Annotated in this window: 17 protein-coding genes; 11 read left to right on the top strand and 6 right to left on the bottom strand. The window is 52.5% G+C overall.

What is annotated here, in order from left to right; genetic code table 11:
• Window positions 1–10: 10 nt before the first annotated feature.
• The 3 genes from RBR41_RS02845 to RBR41_RS02835 all read right to left on the bottom strand — a co-directional run bounded on the left by RBR41_RS02845 (window position 11) and on the right by RBR41_RS02835 (window position 2,353).
• Window positions 11–592, bottom strand: a complete 582-nt coding sequence (locus RBR41_RS02845; protein WP_320350883.1) for an HD domain-containing protein — start codon at window positions 590–592, stop codon at window positions 11–13.
• Window positions 593–681: 89 nt separating this feature from the next.
• Window positions 682–1,683 carry a hypothetical protein gene (locus RBR41_RS02840; protein ID WP_320350881.1) on the bottom strand — a complete coding sequence of 334 codons (1,002 nt, stop codon included), beginning with the start codon at window positions 1,681–1,683 and terminating at the stop codon, window positions 682–684.
• A 175-nt stretch (window positions 1,684–1,858) separates the two neighbouring features.
• Entirely contained in the window at window positions 1,859–2,353 is a 495-nt protein-coding gene (locus RBR41_RS02835; RefSeq protein WP_320350879.1) for a VOC family protein, read from the bottom strand.
• Window positions 2,354–2,678: 325 nt separating this feature from the next.
• Between RBR41_RS02835 and RBR41_RS02830 the strand changes: the two genes are divergently transcribed.
• From RBR41_RS02830 to proC, 11 genes are all read left to right on the top strand, one after another.
• Window positions 2,679–4,034: an MFS transporter gene (locus RBR41_RS02830; protein WP_320350877.1), complete on the top strand. Its 1,356-nt coding sequence runs from the start codon at window positions 2,679–2,681 to the stop codon at window positions 4,032–4,034.
• A 99-nt stretch (window positions 4,035–4,133) separates the two neighbouring features.
• Window positions 4,134–5,456 (top strand): FAD-binding oxidoreductase, encoded by a 1,323-nt coding sequence (locus RBR41_RS02825; RefSeq protein ID WP_320350875.1) that lies wholly within the window; start codon window positions 4,134–4,136, stop codon window positions 5,454–5,456.
• Window positions 5,457–5,639: 183 nt separating this feature from the next.
• Window positions 5,640–6,710 carry a 3-methyl-2-oxobutanoate dehydrogenase subunit VorB gene (gene vorB, locus RBR41_RS02820; protein ID WP_320350873.1) on the top strand — a complete coding sequence of 357 codons (1,071 nt, stop codon included), beginning with the start codon at window positions 5,640–5,642 and terminating at the stop codon, window positions 6,708–6,710.
• Between the two features lies 1 nt (window position 6,711).
• Window positions 6,712–7,473, top strand: a complete 762-nt coding sequence (locus RBR41_RS02815; RefSeq protein ID WP_320350871.1) for a thiamine pyrophosphate-dependent enzyme — start codon at window positions 6,712–6,714, stop codon at window positions 7,471–7,473.
• Entirely contained in the window at window positions 7,463–8,017 is a 555-nt protein-coding gene (locus tag RBR41_RS02810) for a 2-oxoacid:acceptor oxidoreductase family protein (RefSeq protein WP_320350869.1), read from the top strand. The genes RBR41_RS02815 and RBR41_RS02810 overlap by 11 nt, the downstream gene beginning before the upstream one ends.
• Window positions 8,014–8,238, top strand: coding sequence for a 4Fe-4S dicluster domain-containing protein (locus RBR41_RS02805; RefSeq protein WP_320350868.1), 225 nt, complete (start codon window positions 8,014–8,016; stop codon window positions 8,236–8,238). Before RBR41_RS02810 ends, RBR41_RS02805 begins: the two co-directional genes overlap by 4 nt.
• Window positions 8,239–8,258: 20 nt before the next feature.
• A complete protein-coding gene (locus RBR41_RS02800; protein ID WP_320350867.1) occupies window positions 8,259–10,424 on the top strand; it encodes an acetate--CoA ligase family protein in 2,166 nt (721 codons plus the stop codon).
• A gap of 51 nt (window positions 10,425–10,475) precedes the next feature.
• The gene (locus RBR41_RS02795) at window positions 10,476–10,850 is read left to right on the top strand and encodes a Rid family detoxifying hydrolase (RefSeq protein WP_320350866.1); all 375 of its coding nucleotides are present in this window, start codon (window positions 10,476–10,478) and stop codon (window positions 10,848–10,850) included.
• A 462-nt stretch (window positions 10,851–11,312) separates the two neighbouring features.
• The gene (locus RBR41_RS02790) at window positions 11,313–12,545 is read left to right on the top strand and encodes an MFS transporter (protein WP_320350864.1); all 1,233 of its coding nucleotides are present in this window, start codon (window positions 11,313–11,315) and stop codon (window positions 12,543–12,545) included.
• A gap of 119 nt (window positions 12,546–12,664) precedes the next feature.
• Window positions 12,665–13,462 (top strand): IclR family transcriptional regulator, encoded by a 798-nt coding sequence (locus RBR41_RS02785; protein ID WP_320350862.1) that lies wholly within the window; start codon window positions 12,665–12,667, stop codon window positions 13,460–13,462.
• 1 nt (window position 13,463) lies between these two features.
• Window positions 13,464–14,315, top strand: a complete 852-nt coding sequence (gene proC, locus RBR41_RS02780) for a pyrroline-5-carboxylate reductase (RefSeq protein ID WP_320350861.1) — start codon at window positions 13,464–13,466, stop codon at window positions 14,313–14,315.
• Between the two features lie 470 nt (window positions 14,316–14,785).
• Here proC and RBR41_RS02775 read toward each other — a convergent pair whose 3' ends face one another.
• From RBR41_RS02775 to RBR41_RS02765, 3 genes are all read right to left on the bottom strand, one after another.
• Window positions 14,786–15,838, bottom strand: coding sequence for a proline racemase family protein (locus tag RBR41_RS02775; protein ID WP_320350859.1), 1,053 nt, complete (start codon window positions 15,836–15,838; stop codon window positions 14,786–14,788).
• A 193-nt stretch (window positions 15,839–16,031) separates the two neighbouring features.
• Window positions 16,032–17,336 carry an MFS transporter gene (locus tag RBR41_RS02770; protein ID WP_320350857.1) on the bottom strand — a complete coding sequence of 435 codons (1,305 nt, stop codon included), beginning with the start codon at window positions 17,334–17,336 and terminating at the stop codon, window positions 16,032–16,034.
• Between the two features lie 755 nt (window positions 17,337–18,091).
• Window positions 18,092–18,979, bottom strand: a complete 888-nt coding sequence (locus RBR41_RS02765) for a LysR family transcriptional regulator (RefSeq protein ID WP_320350856.1) — start codon at window positions 18,977–18,979, stop codon at window positions 18,092–18,094.
• Between the last annotated feature and the right edge of the window lie 161 nt (window positions 18,980–19,140).

The raw sequence follows: 19,140 nt of genomic DNA, 5'->3' as shown, positions 1-19,140 counted from the left end.
GTCAGGCAGATCAATAGTCAGATGTTTTATTATTAATCTTTTCCTTCGTTTCTTCGTCAATATTTTTTCTAAAGAGAGTCAATGTATCATCCGCATCTGTTAGCTCCTTCCCATAGGCGAGATTGAATTTATAATCAAAATTTATCGGATTGCGTCCCTGATTGTGTTGTATGAGCGTTTCCAGTTTATCCAACCCCTTCACCAGCTTCGCTTCGTCTGTACTGGCACTCTCATATTCTTCCCAGGTTGAGAGCATCTCTTTTTGCAATCCTTCGGGCAATGTGCTGCAAATTTCAGCCAAGGCCGCCCGCTCACGGACGGCCTTAAGTTCTTTGTTTTCTCTGCAAATGGCTGGAGTGTCGCCACAAACCGCCTCAGCAAGATCATGAACAACTGCAAGGCGGAGCAGCTTTTCGCAATCCAGGTTTCTGAACCACGGGGCGCAGGCCATGACAAAGAGGCACAGACGCCAACTGTGCTCCGCGGCACTTTCCTGCCTGCTGTTTGATGTGAAGGAGTGGCGGAGCGTGTTTTTCAGGCCCTCCGCTTTTTTTATAAAGGCCAGAACTCCACTGACTTCTTCGCTGTTCATGTTTTTTCCCGCCAGAGCGTTTCATTGCGGACGCTTACGCAAAAATTTCAGCATGCTGCTGCGTCAATTACGGATAATGCCCTGTAGTATTATCGGGCAAGGATATGGTCATCGGTATTGATGTCCGGCATGGTGCCGCCCAAAAGGCCACAGGCGGTATTTTCCTGCCTGCCGAACGAGGCAAAGAGCTTAACCTCAAACCCCTTGTCTTCAAGCATGGTGGTCAGTTCAGCTGCTTCTTCCGGGCTGATTTCGCCGTTGGTTCCCACCGAATCACAGGGATTGAATTCGCACAGACTGATGCGGCATATGGTAGGATCAAGCTCCGAGGCAATGGTTTCTATTTCCTTCATGTCCGTGCAATGGCTTTTAGTTGAACTGCCGTTGCAGTAGTTTTTGAACAGTAAAACGCCCACGCAGGATTTTTCTCCCGTAAGCTCGTAAAGGCGGGGAAATCTTTGTATAACTTCACGGTAACTATAGATATTTTCTATTGGCATCACGGAGCCCCGATCGCTAGCGGCATGCAGAGAATAGTGAAAAGTCACCCTTGTGCCGTTGAAGTAGTCATTTTCCAGGTCTGACATAAAGGCGTCAATCATTTCCGTAACACCGCAGGTAGCCAGAAGGTGACGGTGCACTTTCTGCCCCAGGGCAGACATGGCCTTGTTGGTGATGCGTATGGCTTCGCGCAGTTGAGGGTATGAATAGCCCGGTTCTCCCTGCCCCATATAGGCGAATTCGCGGGGATTGTCCGCTGCCGCCTGCCCGATCTGCTCCATGTCGGACAGGACCATGAAGACGTTTTGCAGGGCTATTTCTTTTGCGCTCAAGTGGCCGGAAAAGCGCAATGTATTGCCAGTACGACAAAACCTGCACGGCACTTTGGCTGCGGTAAGGGCGCAACCCCCGCTCACCGATGTGGTATAGGCCGAGATATGGCTGTCCGCATCAGAAGTGGGAATCTTGGCCCTGGCCCTGAACGCGGCGCTCTCAATATAGGGAGCATTGTCGCGAAGTTGCCAGACGTAGCGGATGCCGTCGGCATTGACCTGTCCAAGGTGGCTGAATCCTACCGGATGAAGTCGCATATTGTCTCCTTGATATGTTTTGCCAGTGGCTTTTAAGCAAAATCGATTGGATGCCGAAATCTGTATCCCACTTTAATTTTTGCATATTGTAGTGGCTCGTCAGGGGGGTGAAGCCGTAAGCGCGCACAAGCGACAGGCAACGGTGCTGCGCCGACATTGCAAAGAAAGCGGCCTTCTAGAGCGCGCCGGTCTCATTGCCCATCTTTTCCAGACAGCTACGAACATAACTTTCGGGAAATTCGGACCGCCTGGCCGTTTCTTCCACGGATAGCCCCTGGCGCAAAAAACGCTTGATAACAACCTTCATGCTTTCCCCCACCTCGATGACATGGCCGTCAGGATCATAAAACCGTACCGCCCACCGGCCCCAAGGATGTTCGCGCACCTTGTGCAGCATGCGCACCTCCGGAAAGGCGCCCAGCCTGCGTAGAAAAGCCCGGATGTCGTCCACTTCAAAAACCAGTTGTCCCGATAGATGCCGATAGGCCAGATCTGCCGTGGCAACGCCGGCAAATCGACTCCAGTCGGCCTCGAGCAGAAGTGAAAAACCTTCGCTGAACACGACATGGTTGCCCATATCCATCAGCACTTCTGCCTGCATGACCCTGCAATAGAAGTCCCTTGAAACATCAATGTCCCTGGTGATCAGCATGTAGCCCTCAAGCCGCATATGCCCTCCTGAAACGGGTAGCGCTGCCAGCGCGCCCGGAACCGGCAACCGAGGCGCACGTCTGAAAGCGTGACGGCGGACCGTAAAAAATTTGCAAACATTCTTGACAGCATTTTTGATTAGCGATAGTTTTCATAAAACGGAACAGCATACCGCAATTCGGTATAAAGAAGTGTAGCTGAAGATGGCCTTGCTTGCAAGCCATTCCAAGCCTCAGGTCGGTTTCTGCAATTGTGTATGCGCCGCCGCATTATCCAGGTCAGCTTGTTGACTGTCGTAAAGTTTCGGCAGTTGCCCTTTTAAACGAGTTATTCAGGAGAGGGGTATGGCAGAGAATCACCAGGGCCTTACAAGTTTTGAAGACGCTCCCTTTTCGCCGCTGCACCGAAAAATTGCGGCAGGAGCCTTTCTGGGGCAGATATGTGATGGCTACATCTTGGGCATCGTGGGCATAGCATTAAGCTACGCGGCAAAACCACTGGGGCTGACCAGCTTCTGGATGGGACTCATCGGAGCAGGCTCACTGCTGGGCATTCTTTTCGGCAGTTTGCTTATGGGTTCCCTGGCCGACCGCATAGGCCGCAAGTTCCTGTTCTGCGTGCTTATGCTGATATCCGTAATCATTTCTCTGGCCCAACTTTTGATTAATGAACCGTTGACTCTGGCTATCGTGCGTTTTCTGCTGGGCATGGCCGTTGGGGCGGACTATGCGGTGGGCATAGCCCTGCTCAGTGAATGGACGCCCCGAAAAAGTCGCGGCAACATCCTGGCATGGCTCCTTGTCGCATGGACCGTTGGCTATGTTCTGGCCTATTGCGTCGGCGTCGGGCTGCAAAGCTTGGGAAATGTGAGTTGGAACTGGATTCTTGCTTCGTCGGCGGTGCTTGGCACAATTACCATGCTGGTGCGCCTTGGTACGCCTGAATCGCCGGGTTGGCTGGCTGGCAAAGGCAGAACCCAGGAGGCATTGGTCATTATCAGGCAGCATCTGGGCGAAGGCTACGGCTTGCCATCAGCAGTAGGAAAAAAAGCTTCTACTTCCTGGGTACGCCTGTTCCGCAAACCTCTTCTTTTCAATACCATAGTATCCGGGGTGTTTTTTGCCTGTCAGGTATTGCCATTCTTCGCCATCAGCATCTTCTTGCCGATGGTATTGACAGAATTGAAGATTGAAAATCCCTATGCCACTGGCGTACTGTATAATGCTTTCACCATGATAGGCGTGCTTGTTGGTACATGGCTTATCAGCAGGATTTCCCGCCGCGCCTTTCTGTTGGGAACCTTTTACGGCGGGGCTGCGCTGCTGTTGGTTCTCACTGTCTGGCAGGGCATGCCGCCCCATATAGCCCTGGTTTTCGTAGCGGCTTTTGCTCTGGTGCTGGCAATTTCCATCACATTGGAATTTGCCTATCCCCCCGAGCTGTTCCCCACGGAACTGCGCGGCTCGGGCGTGGGCCTCACCATAGCCATCAGTCGTATAGGAGCAGCCGGCGGAACGTTTCTGCTGCCGATTATTTCCGAACAGTTTGGTATAGCGGCCTCCCTCGGCGGCTGTATTGCCACCTTGTTTTTGGGCGGCGTGGTCTGCCATATGTGGGCGCCTGAAACTTCTGAAAAGTTTATGGGGGACACTCCCACAGTGGATGGCGTACCCGTGCCTATGGTCGCCCTGAGAAGCTGACCTGCACGTATGACGCATCCCTTGTGGCGAACATCGATTTGGTATTGTGGAACAGAGCATCTCAAAAATTTTGAAGAAATAGAGGCGAGGAGAGTACCAATGAGCGACGTAAAAATTTTTCCGGCAGAGACTGGAGTTTCTGGCTGGTTTGAAACGTCATCCTACAAAAAACACCAGTTTAACTCTCCGGAGGAAATACTGGACAGCTACGATTTTGTTATTGTTGGCTGCGGTTACGGTGGATTTGGCGCGGCCTGGCGGTTTGCCGAGCTTAACCCCGGCGCAAAGATAGCCATTTTCGAAGCTATCCGGGTGGGTACCAACGACAGTGGCAAGAATGCGGGCTTTCTTATTGATGTGCCGCACGCCTTTGGCGGCGACGAATCCACCCTTGAGGATAAAAAGTGGTGCGTTCGTCTGAATGTGGCCTCTCAGAACAAAATGCGCAAAATCATCAAGGATCACGGCCTGAAGGTTGATTGGGACGACTGCGGCAAATACCTGGCCGCCAACGAGCGCAGCGCCTTCAAGTTTCTCGATCATGAGGCCAAGGATCTGGATGACGTGGGCGTTCCCTACCAGTATGTCGAGCATGAGGAGCTTTCACGGAGGCTGGGCACCAGATATTACAAAAAGGCGCTGTTCAATCCCGGCTCGGCGCTGGTCAACCCTGCTGATGTGCTGCGCGGCATGTGTACCGTGCTGCCGCCCAACGTGCATCTTTTTGAAGAAACTCCTGTCCTGCGCGTCGAAGACGAGAGAGAACCCAAGGTGGTGCTGCTCAACGGCAGAAAGATACGCTGCAAGGCCGTGGTGGTTCCTGTCAGTTCCTTCCTTGAGCAATTCGGCCTGTCCAAAAACGAGTTTTGCCCCATCATTTCCTTTGGTGCGCTTTCACGGCAACTGGACGAGGCGGAACTGGAGGCTCTCGGCAAGGATGTGAAACCCTGGGGCGTAACAGCGGCCCACTCCGCAGGCACTACGGTGCGGTTTACCCACGACAACAGGCTGCTTGTGCGCAACGGACTCATGTATGCCACCTGGCTCACCAGCTCCCCCGAGCGTATCCGCCGGTCGCGCCGCATGCTGCGCAAGGCATTTAATAACCGTTTTCCCAATCACAAGCATGTAAACTTTGAGTACGTCTGGGGCGGCATGATCCACTTGACCATGAATGCCAAACCCGTCTTTGGCCGCAAGGGCAACATTTTTTACTCGGGCGTGGGTGAAGGCGCGGGCATCATCAAGGCTTTCACCATGGGTACCTATCACGCAGAGTGGGCCAATAACATGCAAAGCGATGTGCTCGAATACCTCAAGAACGACAAGAAGCCCAATCGGCTGCCGCCCGAACCGTTCCGCACGGTAGGCGCAGAATGCCGCCTGTTGTGGGAAACGGCTACGGCTCGGGGTGAAATTTAAGGAAACGCGGATCTACTCCGCTTGGCGGACTTGCTTCCTTAATCCTCCGCAACCTCTTGCCGACAGAGACTTTTTGTCGGCAAGAGGAAAAAAATAACAAGTATTCGGAACGACATACCGTAATTCGGTACTAAGTGGTCGCATCATTTATCTCAAAGCCATTAATCCCTGTGAGGACTCAGGATGAAAGAAACACTGTTCCTGAAAAATACGGAAACCTTCGCCGAAAGCATGATTCGGTGCGGTGTTCGTTGCCACTTCGCCTACCCCATCACGCCAGCTACAGACGTTATGCGGTATTCTTCCACCAAGTTGCCGGAATACGGCGGGCGCATGGTGCAGATGGAAAGCGAATTGGCCGTGGTCAACGCCCTGGCTGGCTATGCCTGTACCGGCAAGATTGGGGCCACATCAACGTCTGGTCCAGGCATGACCCTCATGCAGGAAACCATATCCTTCATGGCCGGAGGAGAGCTGCCCTGCATACTGCTGGACGCCATGCGCGTAGGCCCTGGCGACGGTGATATCGTCGGCGCGCAAAGCAACTATTATCAAGCCACGCGCGGCGGCGGCCACGGCGATTACCGGGTCATCGTTCTTGCCCCTTCCTGCGGACAGGAAATCTACGACCTTATGCCCCACGGCATCAAGCTGGCCTACACCTACCGTACCCCCGTGCTGTTCGTGGTGGACGGTGTAACCTGCCAGATGACCGAATCCACCACCTTTGATGAACCGCATGACTACAGCGCCGATTTTGACACCTCCGAGTGGCGGTTTACTGGTACCGGCGAGCACTCCAAGCGTTTCCTGCTCACGGGCAGCTATTCCCATGCTCAAGGGTATGAAATGAACGAGCGCCTGCGCAAAAAATACGCGCTCATCAAGGAAAAGGAACAGATGTGGGAGCAGGAGCAGGTGGAAGACGCCGAAGTGCTGGTTGTGGCCTTCGGTATCCACGGCCGCATGTGCAAGGATCTGGTGGAAAGCTGCCGCGCCAAGGGAAAGCGTGTGGGCTACATCCGCCCCATAACGCTCTGGCCTTTCCCGGACAAAGCTTTTGAAAAACTTCCCGCTTCGGTCAAGTCCATTCTGGTGGTGGAAATGAACCACGGCCAGATGATCGACGATGTGCGTCTGGCCGTGAACGGGCAGGTTCCTGTGCATTTTCTGGGCAAGACCGGCGGCGACATCCCCATGTGCACACTGGCGGACATGAACCGCGAAGTCGGCAAACTGCTTGAGGGAGAATAACATGCAGACACTGGCAGACTACTACGGCAAGACGCTGAAATTCGACAAACTCTTCAGCTACTGCCCCGGCTGCGGGCATGGCATTGTCACCCGGCTGGTGGCGGAAACCATCGAAGCAATGGGCATCAGGGAAAAGACCGTTTCCGTGGTGGGTATCGGCTGCGGCGGTTTTTCCCACCACTACATGGAGATAGACGCCATCGAGGCCATGCACGGGCGCTCTCCGGCCGTTGCCGTCGGCTACAAGACGGGCATGCCGGACAATATTGTCTATACCTATCAGGGCGACGGCGACATGAGCGCCATTGGCCTGGCGGAACTGCTGCATGCCGCCAATCGCGGCGTCCCCATTACCTGCATCATGGTCAACAATTCCCTCTTTGGCATGACTGGCGGCCAGATGTCGCCCACGACCATTGCCGGGCAGGTCACTTCCACCACCGCCAAGGGACGCGACGTACATACGCAGGGGTATCCTCTGTTGGTGCCGGAACTTATGCGGGCCATGAAGGGCGTGGCGTATCTTGCCAGAGAAAGTGTTGTTGACGCCAAAAGCATCAACAAGGCCGCAAAGAGCATACGCAACGCCTTTGAGTGTCAGGCCAAGGGGCTGGGCTTCTCCTTTGTTGAAGTCATCGTGCCTTGTCCCACCGGCCTCAAGATGAAGGTTCTGGACTCGTATGCATGGTCCGCCAAAGAGGCCCTCGGCTACTTCCAACCTCAGGTTTTTAAAAACGAACTGGAGCAAAACCGTGAAGTATAAGTGCGCATTTTCCGGCTCCGGCGGGCAGGGCGCCGCTCTGATGGCCAAGCTGACCTGTCTTGCCGGCATCAAGGATAAAAAGCAGGTGGTCATGACGCAGACCTATGGCATTGAACAGCGTGGTGGCGACTCCACCGGCTATGTCATCGTCTCTGACGAACCCATCGGCAATCCCATTGTGGAAGCGGACGCCGACGTCGCCGTGGCCATGAGCGAAAGCATCTACCAGTCGGCCCTGGAAACCGCCAAGGAAGGGGGCACGCTGTTTGTGAACAGTTCTTTGATCAAAAAACAGCTTGTGCGCCCGGAAGTGAAACAGGTTCCCCTGCCCGTGTCAGAAATGGCGCAGGAAATGGGCAACGTGCGCGTGGCCAACATTATCATGCTGGGTGCGATTGTGGCCAAAACCGGCATGTTGAGCGCCGATGCCGTCAGCGCCGCCCTGACGGATCTTCTTGGCAAGAAAAAGGCAGCCCTGCTGGAGGTAAACCTGCAGGCCCTGAATTTGGGCATTACGGCAGTGGAGAAGGAGGCGTGCAAATGAACAAGAATTCGAAGCTGCACCTGATTGAAGGCGCTCGTTGCAAATCCTGCGGCTTGTGCGTTGCCGCCTGCCCCAAGGAGACTCTTGGCATAGGCTCCGAACTCAACCAGCAAGGCTACGCCTTTGTAGTTCAGGTCGCGCCCGAAAAGTGCGTAAAGTGCAATATTTGCCGCATTGTCTGCCCTGATGTCGCCATCGGCGTCATTGAGGCGAACCAGTAGCATATCCGAGGTATCTGTTTATGTCAGACCTGACTCCTCTTTTTAGGCCCAAGAGCGTAGCCCTTATCGGGGCTTCGTCAGACACCAGAAAGTATGGTTATTGGACAGCCAAGAGCCTCATAGACAACAAGTTTACCGGCCAACTGTACCTCATATCAAGAACAGCGGCTGATGATATTTTGGGGTATAAACCCTATGCCAGCATTTCGGACGTTCCCGGCCCTGTGGACCTGGCCATTGTGGGCATAGCCCCCAAGCATATTCTGCCTGTACTTCAGGAATGTGCGGACAAGGGCGTGAAGGCCGTCATTGTCGTGTCCACCGGCTTTGGCGAAACCGGCCCTGAAGGCAAGGCGCTGGAGCAGCAGATGCTCGCCATTGCAGCCAAAAGCGGCATGCGCATCATGGGGCCCAACTGCATGGGCATGTTCAGCGCGCCTGTAAGCCTCAATGCCAGCATCATTGATCTGGAAAAAGGGCATATGGGCCTTGTGCTGCAAAGCGGCAACTTCGGCATTGACATCAACTTCAATGCCAAGTCGCGCGGCCTCGGCTATAGCGGATGGGCGACCATCGGCAACCAGATCGACCTGCGCTTTGCGGACTTTGTGGAGTATCTGGGGCAGGACGAAGCCACGCGCGTTGTGCTCATGTATATGGAAGGGCTGCGTGTTTCATCCGTGGACGATGGACGGCGGTTTGTTGAAAAGGCTCGTCAGACGGCCCTGAAAAAGCCTGTAGCCGCCATCAAGATCGGCCGTAGCGAAGCGGGGGCCAGAGCAGCCGCTTCCCATACAGGCTCACTGGCCGGCAGCGAGAAAATTTTTGACGCTGCCCTGAATCAGGCCGGCATCATCCGGCTGAACACCCCCAATGAGCTGCTTGATGTGGGGGAAGCGTTTTCACGCTGCAAAACGCCAAAAGGCAACCGCATAGCCATTCTCACCGACGGTGGGGGGCATGGCGTCATGGCGACGGATACTGCGGAACAGTTCGGCCTGGACGCATTTGTGCTGTCCGAAGCGACCCAGAGCAAGCTGCGCGCCATTCTCAAGCCCCATTGCCCCATCAGGAACCCTGTGGATCTTGCGGGTACGCCTGAAGGCGACATGTGGGTTTTCGACCGCTGCGCCGAGGTGCTGCTGGACGATCCCGAGGTAGACGGGCTGGTTATCGTGGGACTTTACGGCGGCTACTGTGACCTGTCGGAGGAATTCCGCCAACTGGAAATGGATGTGGCCAAAAGCCTGGCGCAGCGCGCGATAGCGTCCGACAAGCCGGTGGTCATGCATTCCATCTACCAGGCGCAGCGGCCCGAAAGCCTGACCTATCTCATGGAACACGGCTTTCCTGTCTATGCTTCAATTGATGCGGCCATGCGGGCCATGGGCGCGCTTGTGGGCTTCAACGCCCGGCAGGAAAAGATACGCGAGGAACTGGCCGCAGCGCCCCCGCGCCTGCCCGAAGACCGTCATGCGGCCGTGAAAGCCATTTTCGACAAGGTGCGCGCGCAGCACAGGATAAACCTTGTGGAGACCGAAGCCCGTGAAGTGCTGCGCGCTTATGGCTTTGACCTGCCGCCCCACCTGCTGGCGGCCAGTGCGGACGAGGCGGCAAGCATGTTCACACGGCTTGGTGCGGACAAAGTTGTCATGAAGATAGTCTCGCCCGACATTCTGCACAAAACCGACGCAGGAGGAGTCATCCTGCATGTGGACTCCGAGGACGCGGCCCGCAAGGCATATGAACAGCTCGTGGCCAACGGGCTCAACTATAATAATTGCGCCGATATTTTTGGCGTCATGCTTACGCCCATGCTCCCGGCGGGCGTAGAGTGCATCATCGGCAGCAGCTACGATACCACTTTCGGCCCGACGGTCATGTTCGGACTTGGCGGCATCTTTGTGGAAGTGCTCAAGGACGTGTCTTTCCGCGTAGCGCCGGTGAACGCTCCTGAAGCTGAAAGAATGATTAGAGAAATAAAAGGATTCCCGCTTCTTACCGGCGTTCGCGGTAAGGCTGGCACGGATATTCCAGCTCTGGTGGAAGCTGTGAGCAAGCTGTCCCACATGGTTGCGGAACTGAAGGACGTGGCGGAGGTGGATTTGAATCCCGTATTTGCCACGGAAAATGGTATTGCCTTGGTTGACGCCAGAATCGTGCTGCACCCCCAGAACCAGAAATAGCGGGCAGGCAAAAGGCCATAAATATTACAGCCTAAAAAAGGAAGAAGTAGTATGGAATTCGTGAACGACAAAAAGGGGCCGGTACCCTGCGGGCCCTATTCCCACGCGGTCAGAAGCGGCAACATGCTGTACGTGTCCGGCCAGGTACCCTTTGATCCCATTTCCGGAGCTCTGGTGGGGGCCAACATTGAGGAGCAGACGGCACAGACCATGAAGAACCTGGTTTCACTTCTGGACACTGTGGACCTAGGTCTGAAGAACGTGGTCAAAACCACTGTCTATCTCGCCAACTGGGATGATTTTGCCAGCTTCAACCGTGCGTACGCGAAGTATATGGGCGATCACAAGCCGGCCCGCGCCACAGTGGAAGTGAGCCGCATCGCCGAGGGAGCCCTGCTGGAACTTGACGCCATTGTTGAGTTCTAGAGCAATTTCATTTTGAAATTGCTCTGGCGGCTTCGTGAGCAGACGGCGCAGCTTCAGCCGTTGCCTGCAGGGCTGTCCTGCCCCGTAAGGCGGTTCCCGCCAACGGTTCAGGCAAGCCCGCAGGAGCGGGCAACGGCTAGCGCGAGAATGGGTATTCTCAATGTGAAAATGCTCTAATAACCTTTGGGGCAGTGGCCTTCTTTGGGGGCTAATGCGACTCTCTGGCCTAAAAGCTTGGGCCACTGCCCCAATATTGTCAGATGTACTGCAAGATGCAGAAATGAATTTTTATATAGGGGTACTTAATTGATAATTAACTTGTACTAAGTAACACTGTTGCGTATCTGGGGGGATACAATGAGTTGTACATCATTGGTAGAAATGTTCGATAATGCGCCGCTAAACAATTTTCATAAGCGTTTGGCCATATATTCTTCGGGTGGGCCTCTTCTTGATGGTTATGTGCTGAGCATCATTGGCATAGCCCTTGTGCAGGCTACTCCATATCTGGGGCTCTCCTTATTCTGGGAGGGCATGATAGGGGCATCAGCTCTTATCGGTATTTTTCTTGGCGGATTTGTGGGCGGGTGGTTTACAGACAAGTTCGGCAGACAGGTATTGTACACTCTCGATCTTGTGGCCATAGGCGTTTTTTCTCTGGCCCAATTTTGGGTGGAAAGCGCGGAAAGCCTGTTTTTTTGCCGTCTTTTTCTGGGCATCGCCGTGGGGGCGGACTATCCCATTGCCACAGCACTGCTTGCGGAGTTCGCGCCTAAAAAATATCGTGGGCCTCTCACCGGCATGCTGAACGTCATGTGGTTTGTTGGGGCAGCAATAGGTTACATTGTTGGAGGCATATTATTGCACATGGGACCTGACGCCTGGCGCTGGATGCTGGCCAGTGCAGCCCTGCCCACAGCAATCTTTATTTTTCTGCGGCGTAATACGCCGGAATCCCCACGCTGGCTGCGCCGTAAAGGGCGCTATCTGGAAGCCAAGGCTGTTCTCAAGCAGGTATACGGACAGGATGTCAGCATGCAAGAGCTTGAGTCCATTACCACAGAGCCCAAGCCGGTAGGTATAACCGCTTTGTTCCGGGCCGGTTACGGAACCCGCATGATCTTTGTCTCTGTATTCTGGACCTGTACCATCGTACCCCTGTTCGCCGTATACGCCTTCAGTCCCAAGATATTGACGGCGCTGGGCCTTACCGGCGACCTCAGCAATATGGGTTCTGTGGCCATTACCATTCTTTTTATGCTGGGTACCGTCTTTGCCTTGTCTCTTGTCAATAAAATTGGACGGCGCGCCCTGTTGCTGCAAAGTTTTTTCTGGACCAGCCTGGCCCTTCTCCTGCTCGGCCTATTCGCCAATAGCACACAGTATGTCATTCTTCTGCTTTTCGCAGCTTATGCCCTGACGACCGGCGGATCGCAGATTTTGCAGTTCATTTATCCCAACGAGCTTTTCCCCACTGAAATTCGTGCCTCCGCAGTGGGGCTGGCCTCGTCGCTCAGCAGAATTGGAGCCGCCGTAGGCACCTACCTCGTACCGCTGGCTCTTGTGCGCATCGGTATAGGCGCAACTATGCTGGTTGCCGCCGCAATAACACTTGTAGGCTTTGTGGTCAGTTATAAAATGGCTCCCGAAACCATGCACTGCAGCCTTGAGGACGCGGCAAGCCTTGCCCAGTAAGTCTCTGTGGGGCCTGTCCCGCAGCCTGGCGTAGCATCATTGCCAGTCCGGTGCATTTGGTCTAGCATTATGGGATAAGCCATAGCGACCATATTTAATTTTGACAGGAATATCCAATAGTGACGCAAACGAAAAAATATTACGAAATCGGCTCGGTCTCAAAAGCCTGCCTGCTTATCGAAACGCTCTCCACACAAAAATGCTGGGAGCTGGCCGAACTGAGCCGAGCCGTGGGTCTGCCCAAAACGACAGTGCACCGTATGCTTCTGACCCTTGAGGACAACGGCTACGTTTTTCAGGAAAAACAGAGAGGTGAATACTGCCTTTCATTCAAGCTGTTTTCCATAGGCAGCAGAGTGCTGCAGCACTCCAGTCTGGTGGACATGGCAAGGCCCTATTGCAGAGAACTTCTTGAAGCTGTGGACGAAACTGTGAACCTCTGTGTGGTTTCAGGTACAGAAATGCTCGTGGTGGACAAGCAGGTCACCTCGCAGATGCTGCGCCAGGACTCCATCATCGGAAGTTCATTCCCCCTGTTTCAGTCAGCTTCAGGAAAGATTTTTCTGGCCTTTGCTGAAGAGGCAGAGGCAGAAAAAGTGCTCAAGCTTATTGGTGAACAATCGCCAGCCCTGCATATTGAACAGACCATGGAAGCCCTGCGCGCCGAACTGGAAAAGGTCAGCCAGACGGGTCTGGGCTATGACTATGAAGAGGTTTTCAAGGGCGTGCGGTGTATTGCGGTGCCTATTTTCGACTACCAGAACAAGCTGGTTGCCACGCTCAGCGTTTCCGCGCCCACAGTGCGGCTTAATGCGTCTTCTCTGGTGAACATTGAAAAAAATATCATCCAGGCTTCAATAAACATTTCTCTGCGCCTTGGCTCTTCACCGGCCAGGCTACCTTTTGGAGAGAAATAGTATGAGTGCAGGAATTTCTTCTGTCCCCATTGGCTTGATCGGCTTTGGAAGCATGGGGAGCGCTCTGGCCGGTGCCATGACCCGTGCAGCAGAGTTTCGCAATGCATTTTCACTGTATTTATATGCAAAAAACGAACAAATCCGGGCCGCCGCGCCGCGAGGAATCCTATTTGCAGAAACAGTGCATGAGCTCGTTTCAACCTGTGAGATTATTATTATCGCAGTCAGGCCGGAGCAGATGGAGGCCGTTGTGTGCGAGATTGCTGGTTTGCTGCCCGGGGGCAGCACCGGCAGAAAAATTCTGATATCTGTGGCGGCCGGGGTTACACTGAAAAGTCTTCGCAAATGGGCTGGGAGTGAATTTGCGGTTATTCGGATTATGCCCAATACCCTGGTCGAAGTTGGCAAAGGGCTGTTTGGTTTTTGCGCCGGGCCAGAAGTTTCTCACAAAGAGAAAGAAATGGCCCGCGCACTGCTCAATGGCCTGGGAACCGTGATTGATATTGATGAAGGTGACATGAATGCTTTCACGGCTCTTGCCGGATGCGGTCCGGGCTTTCTTTTTCATATTATGGACAGCTTGTGTGAAGCTGGCGTGAGTGTGGGGCTAGCCAGAAAAACGTCGCAAACCATCGCTGCCGCGCTGATGGATGGATGCGCGAGCTTGGCGATACAGACAGGTAGACATCCTGTGATCCTTCGAGAACAGGGAACATCTCCCTCGGGCATGACGATCGCGGGGCTGAATCACCTGGATCGCACGGGAATCCGCGGACATATCATTGATGCTGCCCGTGCCGCTCTGGACCAGGGGAAAGCTATGGATTCTGAAATGTCCTGCCTGAAAAAATGATTTGATAAAGGGAAAAGAAACAAATTAATTCACTGGCCCCTCCGGATTTAAAATGCCCATCAGGATTTGAAATGCCCATCAGAATTTGAAAATTTCAGCCTGGGGGCTTTTTTACTTTGTCCTCCTTGATGGGGCATATCCCTTTGCGTTTTTGGAAATACAATTTCCATGTCCTCGGGAAAGCCCGAGCCCATCGACGCTCGCGATGAAAATGGCCTGCATGTTATGCACCCTCCAAATCAGCACCACCCGCATTTACGCTATGATCCCCTTCAGGTAGACAAAGCAAAAAGCCCCACCAGGCTTAGCCTTTGAAAACATGCTGGGGATCATAGCATAGGCGGGTGGTTTTCTGTTTCGTGCTAACGCGCTCAACTGGTTGAAGCCATAAAAGAGAGTACGGCATGCAAGCATGCCGTACTCCGTATTCTTATGAAGGAAGCACTGCGCAATCAGCGTTCCCTATGGTGTTATGCCCATATGTCGCCAATGGTGTATCCATTGACAAAAGGATCTGTCGGGTCAAGCACATATGTGTTGTAGCCGTAAATCCAGACCTGACCGCCGAGGGTTGGGATGACGCCCTTGTATTTGCCAATCTGGACTTCTTCCACCAAATGCCCGGTAAACACGTTGCCAAGGATGCCTTCATGGCGAAAGGCCTGGTTGAGGCCCAGTTTGCCCTTGGCGTACAGGGTTGCCATTTTTGCGCATGTGCCTGTACCGCATGGGCAACGGTCCAGGGCTCCTGTCCAGGTGGCCGGGTTGTTAAAGTCCACTTCACCGCTAGCCACAGTGACAGCATTTTTCCAGTCGGCCTGGGGGTTATCCGTGGGGCCTGAAAGCTGGGAAATAGTGATGCCCACATCTGGGTAATCCGGGTGCTCAACCGGCAACTGATCTTGTGCCGCTTTCATTATGAGTGAGGAAACACGGGCAATTTCGCCGCCCTGTTCGGGTACCAGTTTTATCCAGTCAAACTGACGCACATCGGCGATGACATAGAACATGCCACCCCAGGCTACGTCCACTGTTACTTTACCGAGATTCGGCACATCAATCACAGCGTCAAGGTGGACGGCAAAGGCAGGCACGTTTTTAAAGGTCACGTTTGTAACCTTGCCGTTGTGGCATTCTGCCTTGATGCCGATGAGCCCGGCAGGAGCTTCCAGTGTGAATTCGGTAACAGGTTCCTGCATGGGGATCATGCCTGTTTCCAGCAATACCGTTGCCACGGACAAGGTGTTGCCGCCACTCATAAGAGGGTATTCAACCTGCTCCATAATGATGTATCCGGCAACAGCATCAGGGTGCTTGGGTGGAACAATAAGATTGCAACAAAGAGGGGGATAGCCACGCGGTTCACGCAACATCAGCAGTCTGACCTGGTCATCATTTTTTTTGAGCCACTGCATTTGCTCGTATACGGTATTTCCGGGAATATGCGGCACCCCCCCGGTAATAACGCGCATGGGTTCGCCAGCATGCGTTTCAACAGCATGAAATGTTCTTTTAAAACTCATGGTTGCCTCCATTAAAAGATGGTCGAGGTTGTTCACAACACGAACGAAAACGCTATGGCACAATACCTGGAGATGTATTTCTTACGCCTTGATGCAAAGGGGCAGGTTGTATGTGAGAATGTAAAAATGCCTGTTGTGGTTGTTTTTCACTCTTTCCGCTGTTTTTTCTGCTTATCTCAGCCAATACACGCTGCTATTTGAACTTTTGCGATGTTTCAGGCGCCCATGCCTGGCAAACAATACCGCCAAGCCAGAGGGACACGGCACAGCCGCCAAGCGTCACATAAATACCGCACTGCTCATTAATGACGGGAAGCAAGAAGGTTCCGGCAGCAGCCCCGATACGGCTTACCGCAGTGGCAAATCCAACGCCCGAAGCGCGAAGATGGGTGGGGAACAGTTCGGCAGGATAGGGGTTTTCCAATACAATGCCGATATTGAGAATAAAGGAGAAGAGAGTCAGCATGACAATAAGAAGATTGGTAGGCATGCCTTGCCATAAGGCGATGATGCTCATCAACAGGGCTGAAGCATAAAAGGTGGTGAGGAGGAATGTTCTTCTGGAAATTTTTTCAATGAGCCACACACCGACAAGAACACCAATGATCATGAAGAGGTTGTATATGATTCCGGGAGCAAGTTGCCCGGCCATGTTCATGTCAGCCAGAACCATCGGCAAAAAGATACCAATCCCGAAGAAGGGGAAGACCTGGGTTGCATAGAAAATGCCCGCGGTCAGAGAGGCGCGCCATTGATCTTTGCTGAAGAGTTGAAACCATGAGGTGGAGACTGCTCCGGTCTCAAGGTTTGCCGTCATATAATATTCTGGTCCAAGGTGTTTGCGGATAAGCTCTTGCCCTTCCTCAGTGCGGCCCTTGCTTGCAAGCCACCTGGGGGATTCCGGGATGCCCGAGCAAAGACGCCATAAAAATGCAAGAGAGGAGGGCAGCAGCGGCGAGACCAGAATCCAGCGCCAGGTGTTTTCGCCAAAATCAGGCATGGCAATGCCGATAAAGTAGGCAAATACAAAACCTGTCATCCAAAGGATCAGGAAAGAACCAAGAAGACGGGGGCTTAAACGCCTCGGAACCCATTCTGTCAACAGAGAAGGGCTGCTCGTATAGTCCATGCCGATGCAAGCGCCAATCAGAAAACGTGTAGCAACCAGCGCCAGTGGATCGGAAATAAAAAATTGGATGGCGGTAACAATGGAGAATAAAAGCATGGACAGTATGAAGAGTGGCTTTCGCCCAAACTTGTCAGATAAAGGACCAAGACAAAGACTGCCAAATAGAATGCCCAGTAATGCTCCTGCCCCGATCGCCCCCATCCAGAAACTGGTCAAACCCAGATGTGTCGTTGCCAGGGTAAGTGCCGTGCCCACAACACAAAGTGTATAACCATCAGAAATCTGTCCCAGATAGACTCCCAAGGTTATTTTTTTGTGTACTGGTAAAAATGGTGCGTCTTCATAGTTTATGTGTGCCAGTTGTGCCATAACAAAACTCCAGATGTAAGTGTTGCGTGATGGTACTCTTACTCGTTTACGCACAGTGTGATGCTCTTCAAGCAATGGGAGCAGAATCGGACAAACTACTTTTCTTGAGAAAGGATTACTACTTTCTCAAACACAAAGACAAATCGAATGTGTGATTGAAGCAATCTAATACTTTAATATTGGAACGTTCGAGCGGTGTTATGGCTTTTGTACGGGTGCACAGTGCTTTTATCCGGCAAAAAATATGCCCTGCATCCATGCTCATTGGTGGTATTGGAGGGGGACTGGTGGAGATGTATTTAGGGCAGATCAACCTTGAAATGCTTTACATTTCAAGGTTGAACTGCCCGAGAGCTGCTGAACAGGTCTGCGGGGCATTATAAAAAAAGCTGACAAAGCGCGCGCTTTGCCAGCTATAAAATGCCTGGAGCAGTTTACCCTTGAGACTATGTTATGTTTGGAAGGCGCGACCTCTGCCACCGCCTCTGAAAAGCAATTCAAGTGTACTTTGTTCCGAAAGAATGATGTGGAGACTGGCAGTGCCAGAAAAACTCTATGTCAGGATCCAGTTTTTGCAGAAAACTGGTAAAGCAAGAGGCATTCTGTTCACTCACAGCGCCTGAATTCAATAACGCTACGTAGGCACTTTCTGAATAACTCAGCCCGCAATAAAAATTGATGGAGGCTCTTATTTGCTCGCTTTTCAAGTAGGGTATTGTTCTATGTATACAATACCAGGTGAAATATGTAAAAAATTACGCATCATTCATTACTGATACAATATCTTCAGCATATTCAATAAAAATTTTTGCTGCCGGAGAGGCCTGTTCTTTTGATGCTATTGCAATTCCCAATTGCCGGGATATGGGGGGGGAAATCGGCTTTACCACCAGCTTGTGCAGTCCGCCGGCCTCTATGATTCTTGTGAAAAGAAGGCTGGAACCCAGACCTTTTCTGACCATAGCCATAATGGAAAACGCTTCTGTGGAATGGCAAAGGATGTTTTCTGGTTGAACGTCATGCATTTTTAAAAAATAGTTTACATCGTGCTCATAAAAACCTGGGGATGTTATAAAAAGTTCGTCTTTGAAAAGGGTAAGCGGGATACATTCTTTGGAAGCACACCGATGCCCTTCGGGAAAAATGGCTTGCAACTGATCCGTTGCGAGTTGGATCCACTCGAAATTTGGCCTCTCGCGCAGACTTGTGAAAGCCAAATCAACTTCATTATTGAAAAGAGCGTGTTCGACATCATCATCGCCGCCTTCCCATATGTTGATATGGATATGCGGGAAATCATGCAAAAATTGCTCTAATATTTCGGGGAGCCATGTTATTCCAATACTTTGGTAGCTTGCTATCCGAATTACGCCGCGCGTCATACCGTTTATCTGAGCAATGGTCTGATCAACTTTTTCCTTTTCATTCAAAAAATTGTGAATGACAGGCAAAAGCTCCTGGGCTGAAGCCGTAAGCGTAACTCCCTGCGGATGGCGAATAAAAAGAGGAAACCCCGTTTCTTGTTCCAGGCATTTTAAGGTGTAACTGACTCCGGATTGGCTCATATCAAGTTGGTCAGCCGCAGCCGTAACATTCAAAACTTCAGCTACTTTCGTAAATACCCGCCATTTTGAAATATCCATAGAGCTTTCCCCCGATAATCACCCCATTTTTAGATCCATTGCCAGTAGCTCTCATACCACATTGTTCTCTAGAGCAGACTAACTTTGAAATGTTAAGCATTTCAAAGTGTTCATTCAGCAGAAAAATGTGATTTGCGGCCGAATCCGCGCCACGTTGTGGC

This window comes from Desulfovibrio sp. (assembly GCF_034006445.1).
Lineage (GTDB): Bacteria > Desulfobacterota > Desulfovibrionia > Desulfovibrionales > Desulfovibrionaceae > Desulfovibrio.
This window is presented reverse-complemented; position numbering and strand designations above follow the sequence as displayed.

What these genes read in the sequence shown, in the direction of transcription:
- RBR41_RS02845 (WP_320350883.1), bottom strand. Translation starts at nt 592, where the DNA reads ATGAACAGCGAAGAAGTCAGTGGAGTTCTGGCCTTTATAAAAAAAGCG.
- RBR41_RS02770 (WP_320350857.1), bottom strand. Translation starts at nt 17,336, where the DNA reads ATGGCACAACTGGCACACATAAACTATGAAGACGCACCATTTTTACCA.
- RBR41_RS02815 (WP_320350871.1), top strand. Translation starts at nt 6,712, where the DNA reads ATGCAGACACTGGCAGACTACTACGGCAAGACGCTGAAATTCGACAAA.
- proC (WP_320350861.1), top strand. Translation starts at nt 13,464, where the DNA reads ATGAGTGCAGGAATTTCTTCTGTCCCCATTGGCTTGATCGGCTTTGGA.
- RBR41_RS02800 (WP_320350867.1), top strand. Translation starts at nt 8,259, where the DNA reads ATGTCAGACCTGACTCCTCTTTTTAGGCCCAAGAGCGTAGCCCTTATC.
- RBR41_RS02840 (WP_320350881.1), bottom strand. Translation starts at nt 1,683, where the DNA reads ATGCGACTTCATCCGGTAGGATTCAGCCACCTTGGACAGGTCAATGCC.
- RBR41_RS02765 (WP_320350856.1), bottom strand. Translation starts at nt 18,979, where the DNA reads ATGGATATTTCAAAATGGCGGGTATTTACGAAAGTAGCTGAAGTTTTG.
- RBR41_RS02805 (WP_320350868.1), top strand. Translation starts at nt 8,014, where the DNA reads ATGAACAAGAATTCGAAGCTGCACCTGATTGAAGGCGCTCGTTGCAAA.
- RBR41_RS02825 (WP_320350875.1), top strand. Translation starts at nt 4,134, where the DNA reads ATGAGCGACGTAAAAATTTTTCCGGCAGAGACTGGAGTTTCTGGCTGG.
- RBR41_RS02775 (WP_320350859.1), bottom strand. Translation starts at nt 15,838, where the DNA reads ATGAGTTTTAAAAGAACATTTCATGCTGTTGAAACGCATGCTGGCGAA.
- RBR41_RS02835 (WP_320350879.1), bottom strand. Translation starts at nt 2,353, where the DNA reads ATGCGGCTTGAGGGCTACATGCTGATCACCAGGGACATTGATGTTTCA.
- vorB (WP_320350873.1), top strand. Translation starts at nt 5,640, where the DNA reads ATGAAAGAAACACTGTTCCTGAAAAATACGGAAACCTTCGCCGAAAGC.
- RBR41_RS02830 (WP_320350877.1), top strand. Translation starts at nt 2,679, where the DNA reads ATGGCAGAGAATCACCAGGGCCTTACAAGTTTTGAAGACGCTCCCTTT.
- RBR41_RS02795 (WP_320350866.1), top strand. Translation starts at nt 10,476, where the DNA reads ATGGAATTCGTGAACGACAAAAAGGGGCCGGTACCCTGCGGGCCCTAT.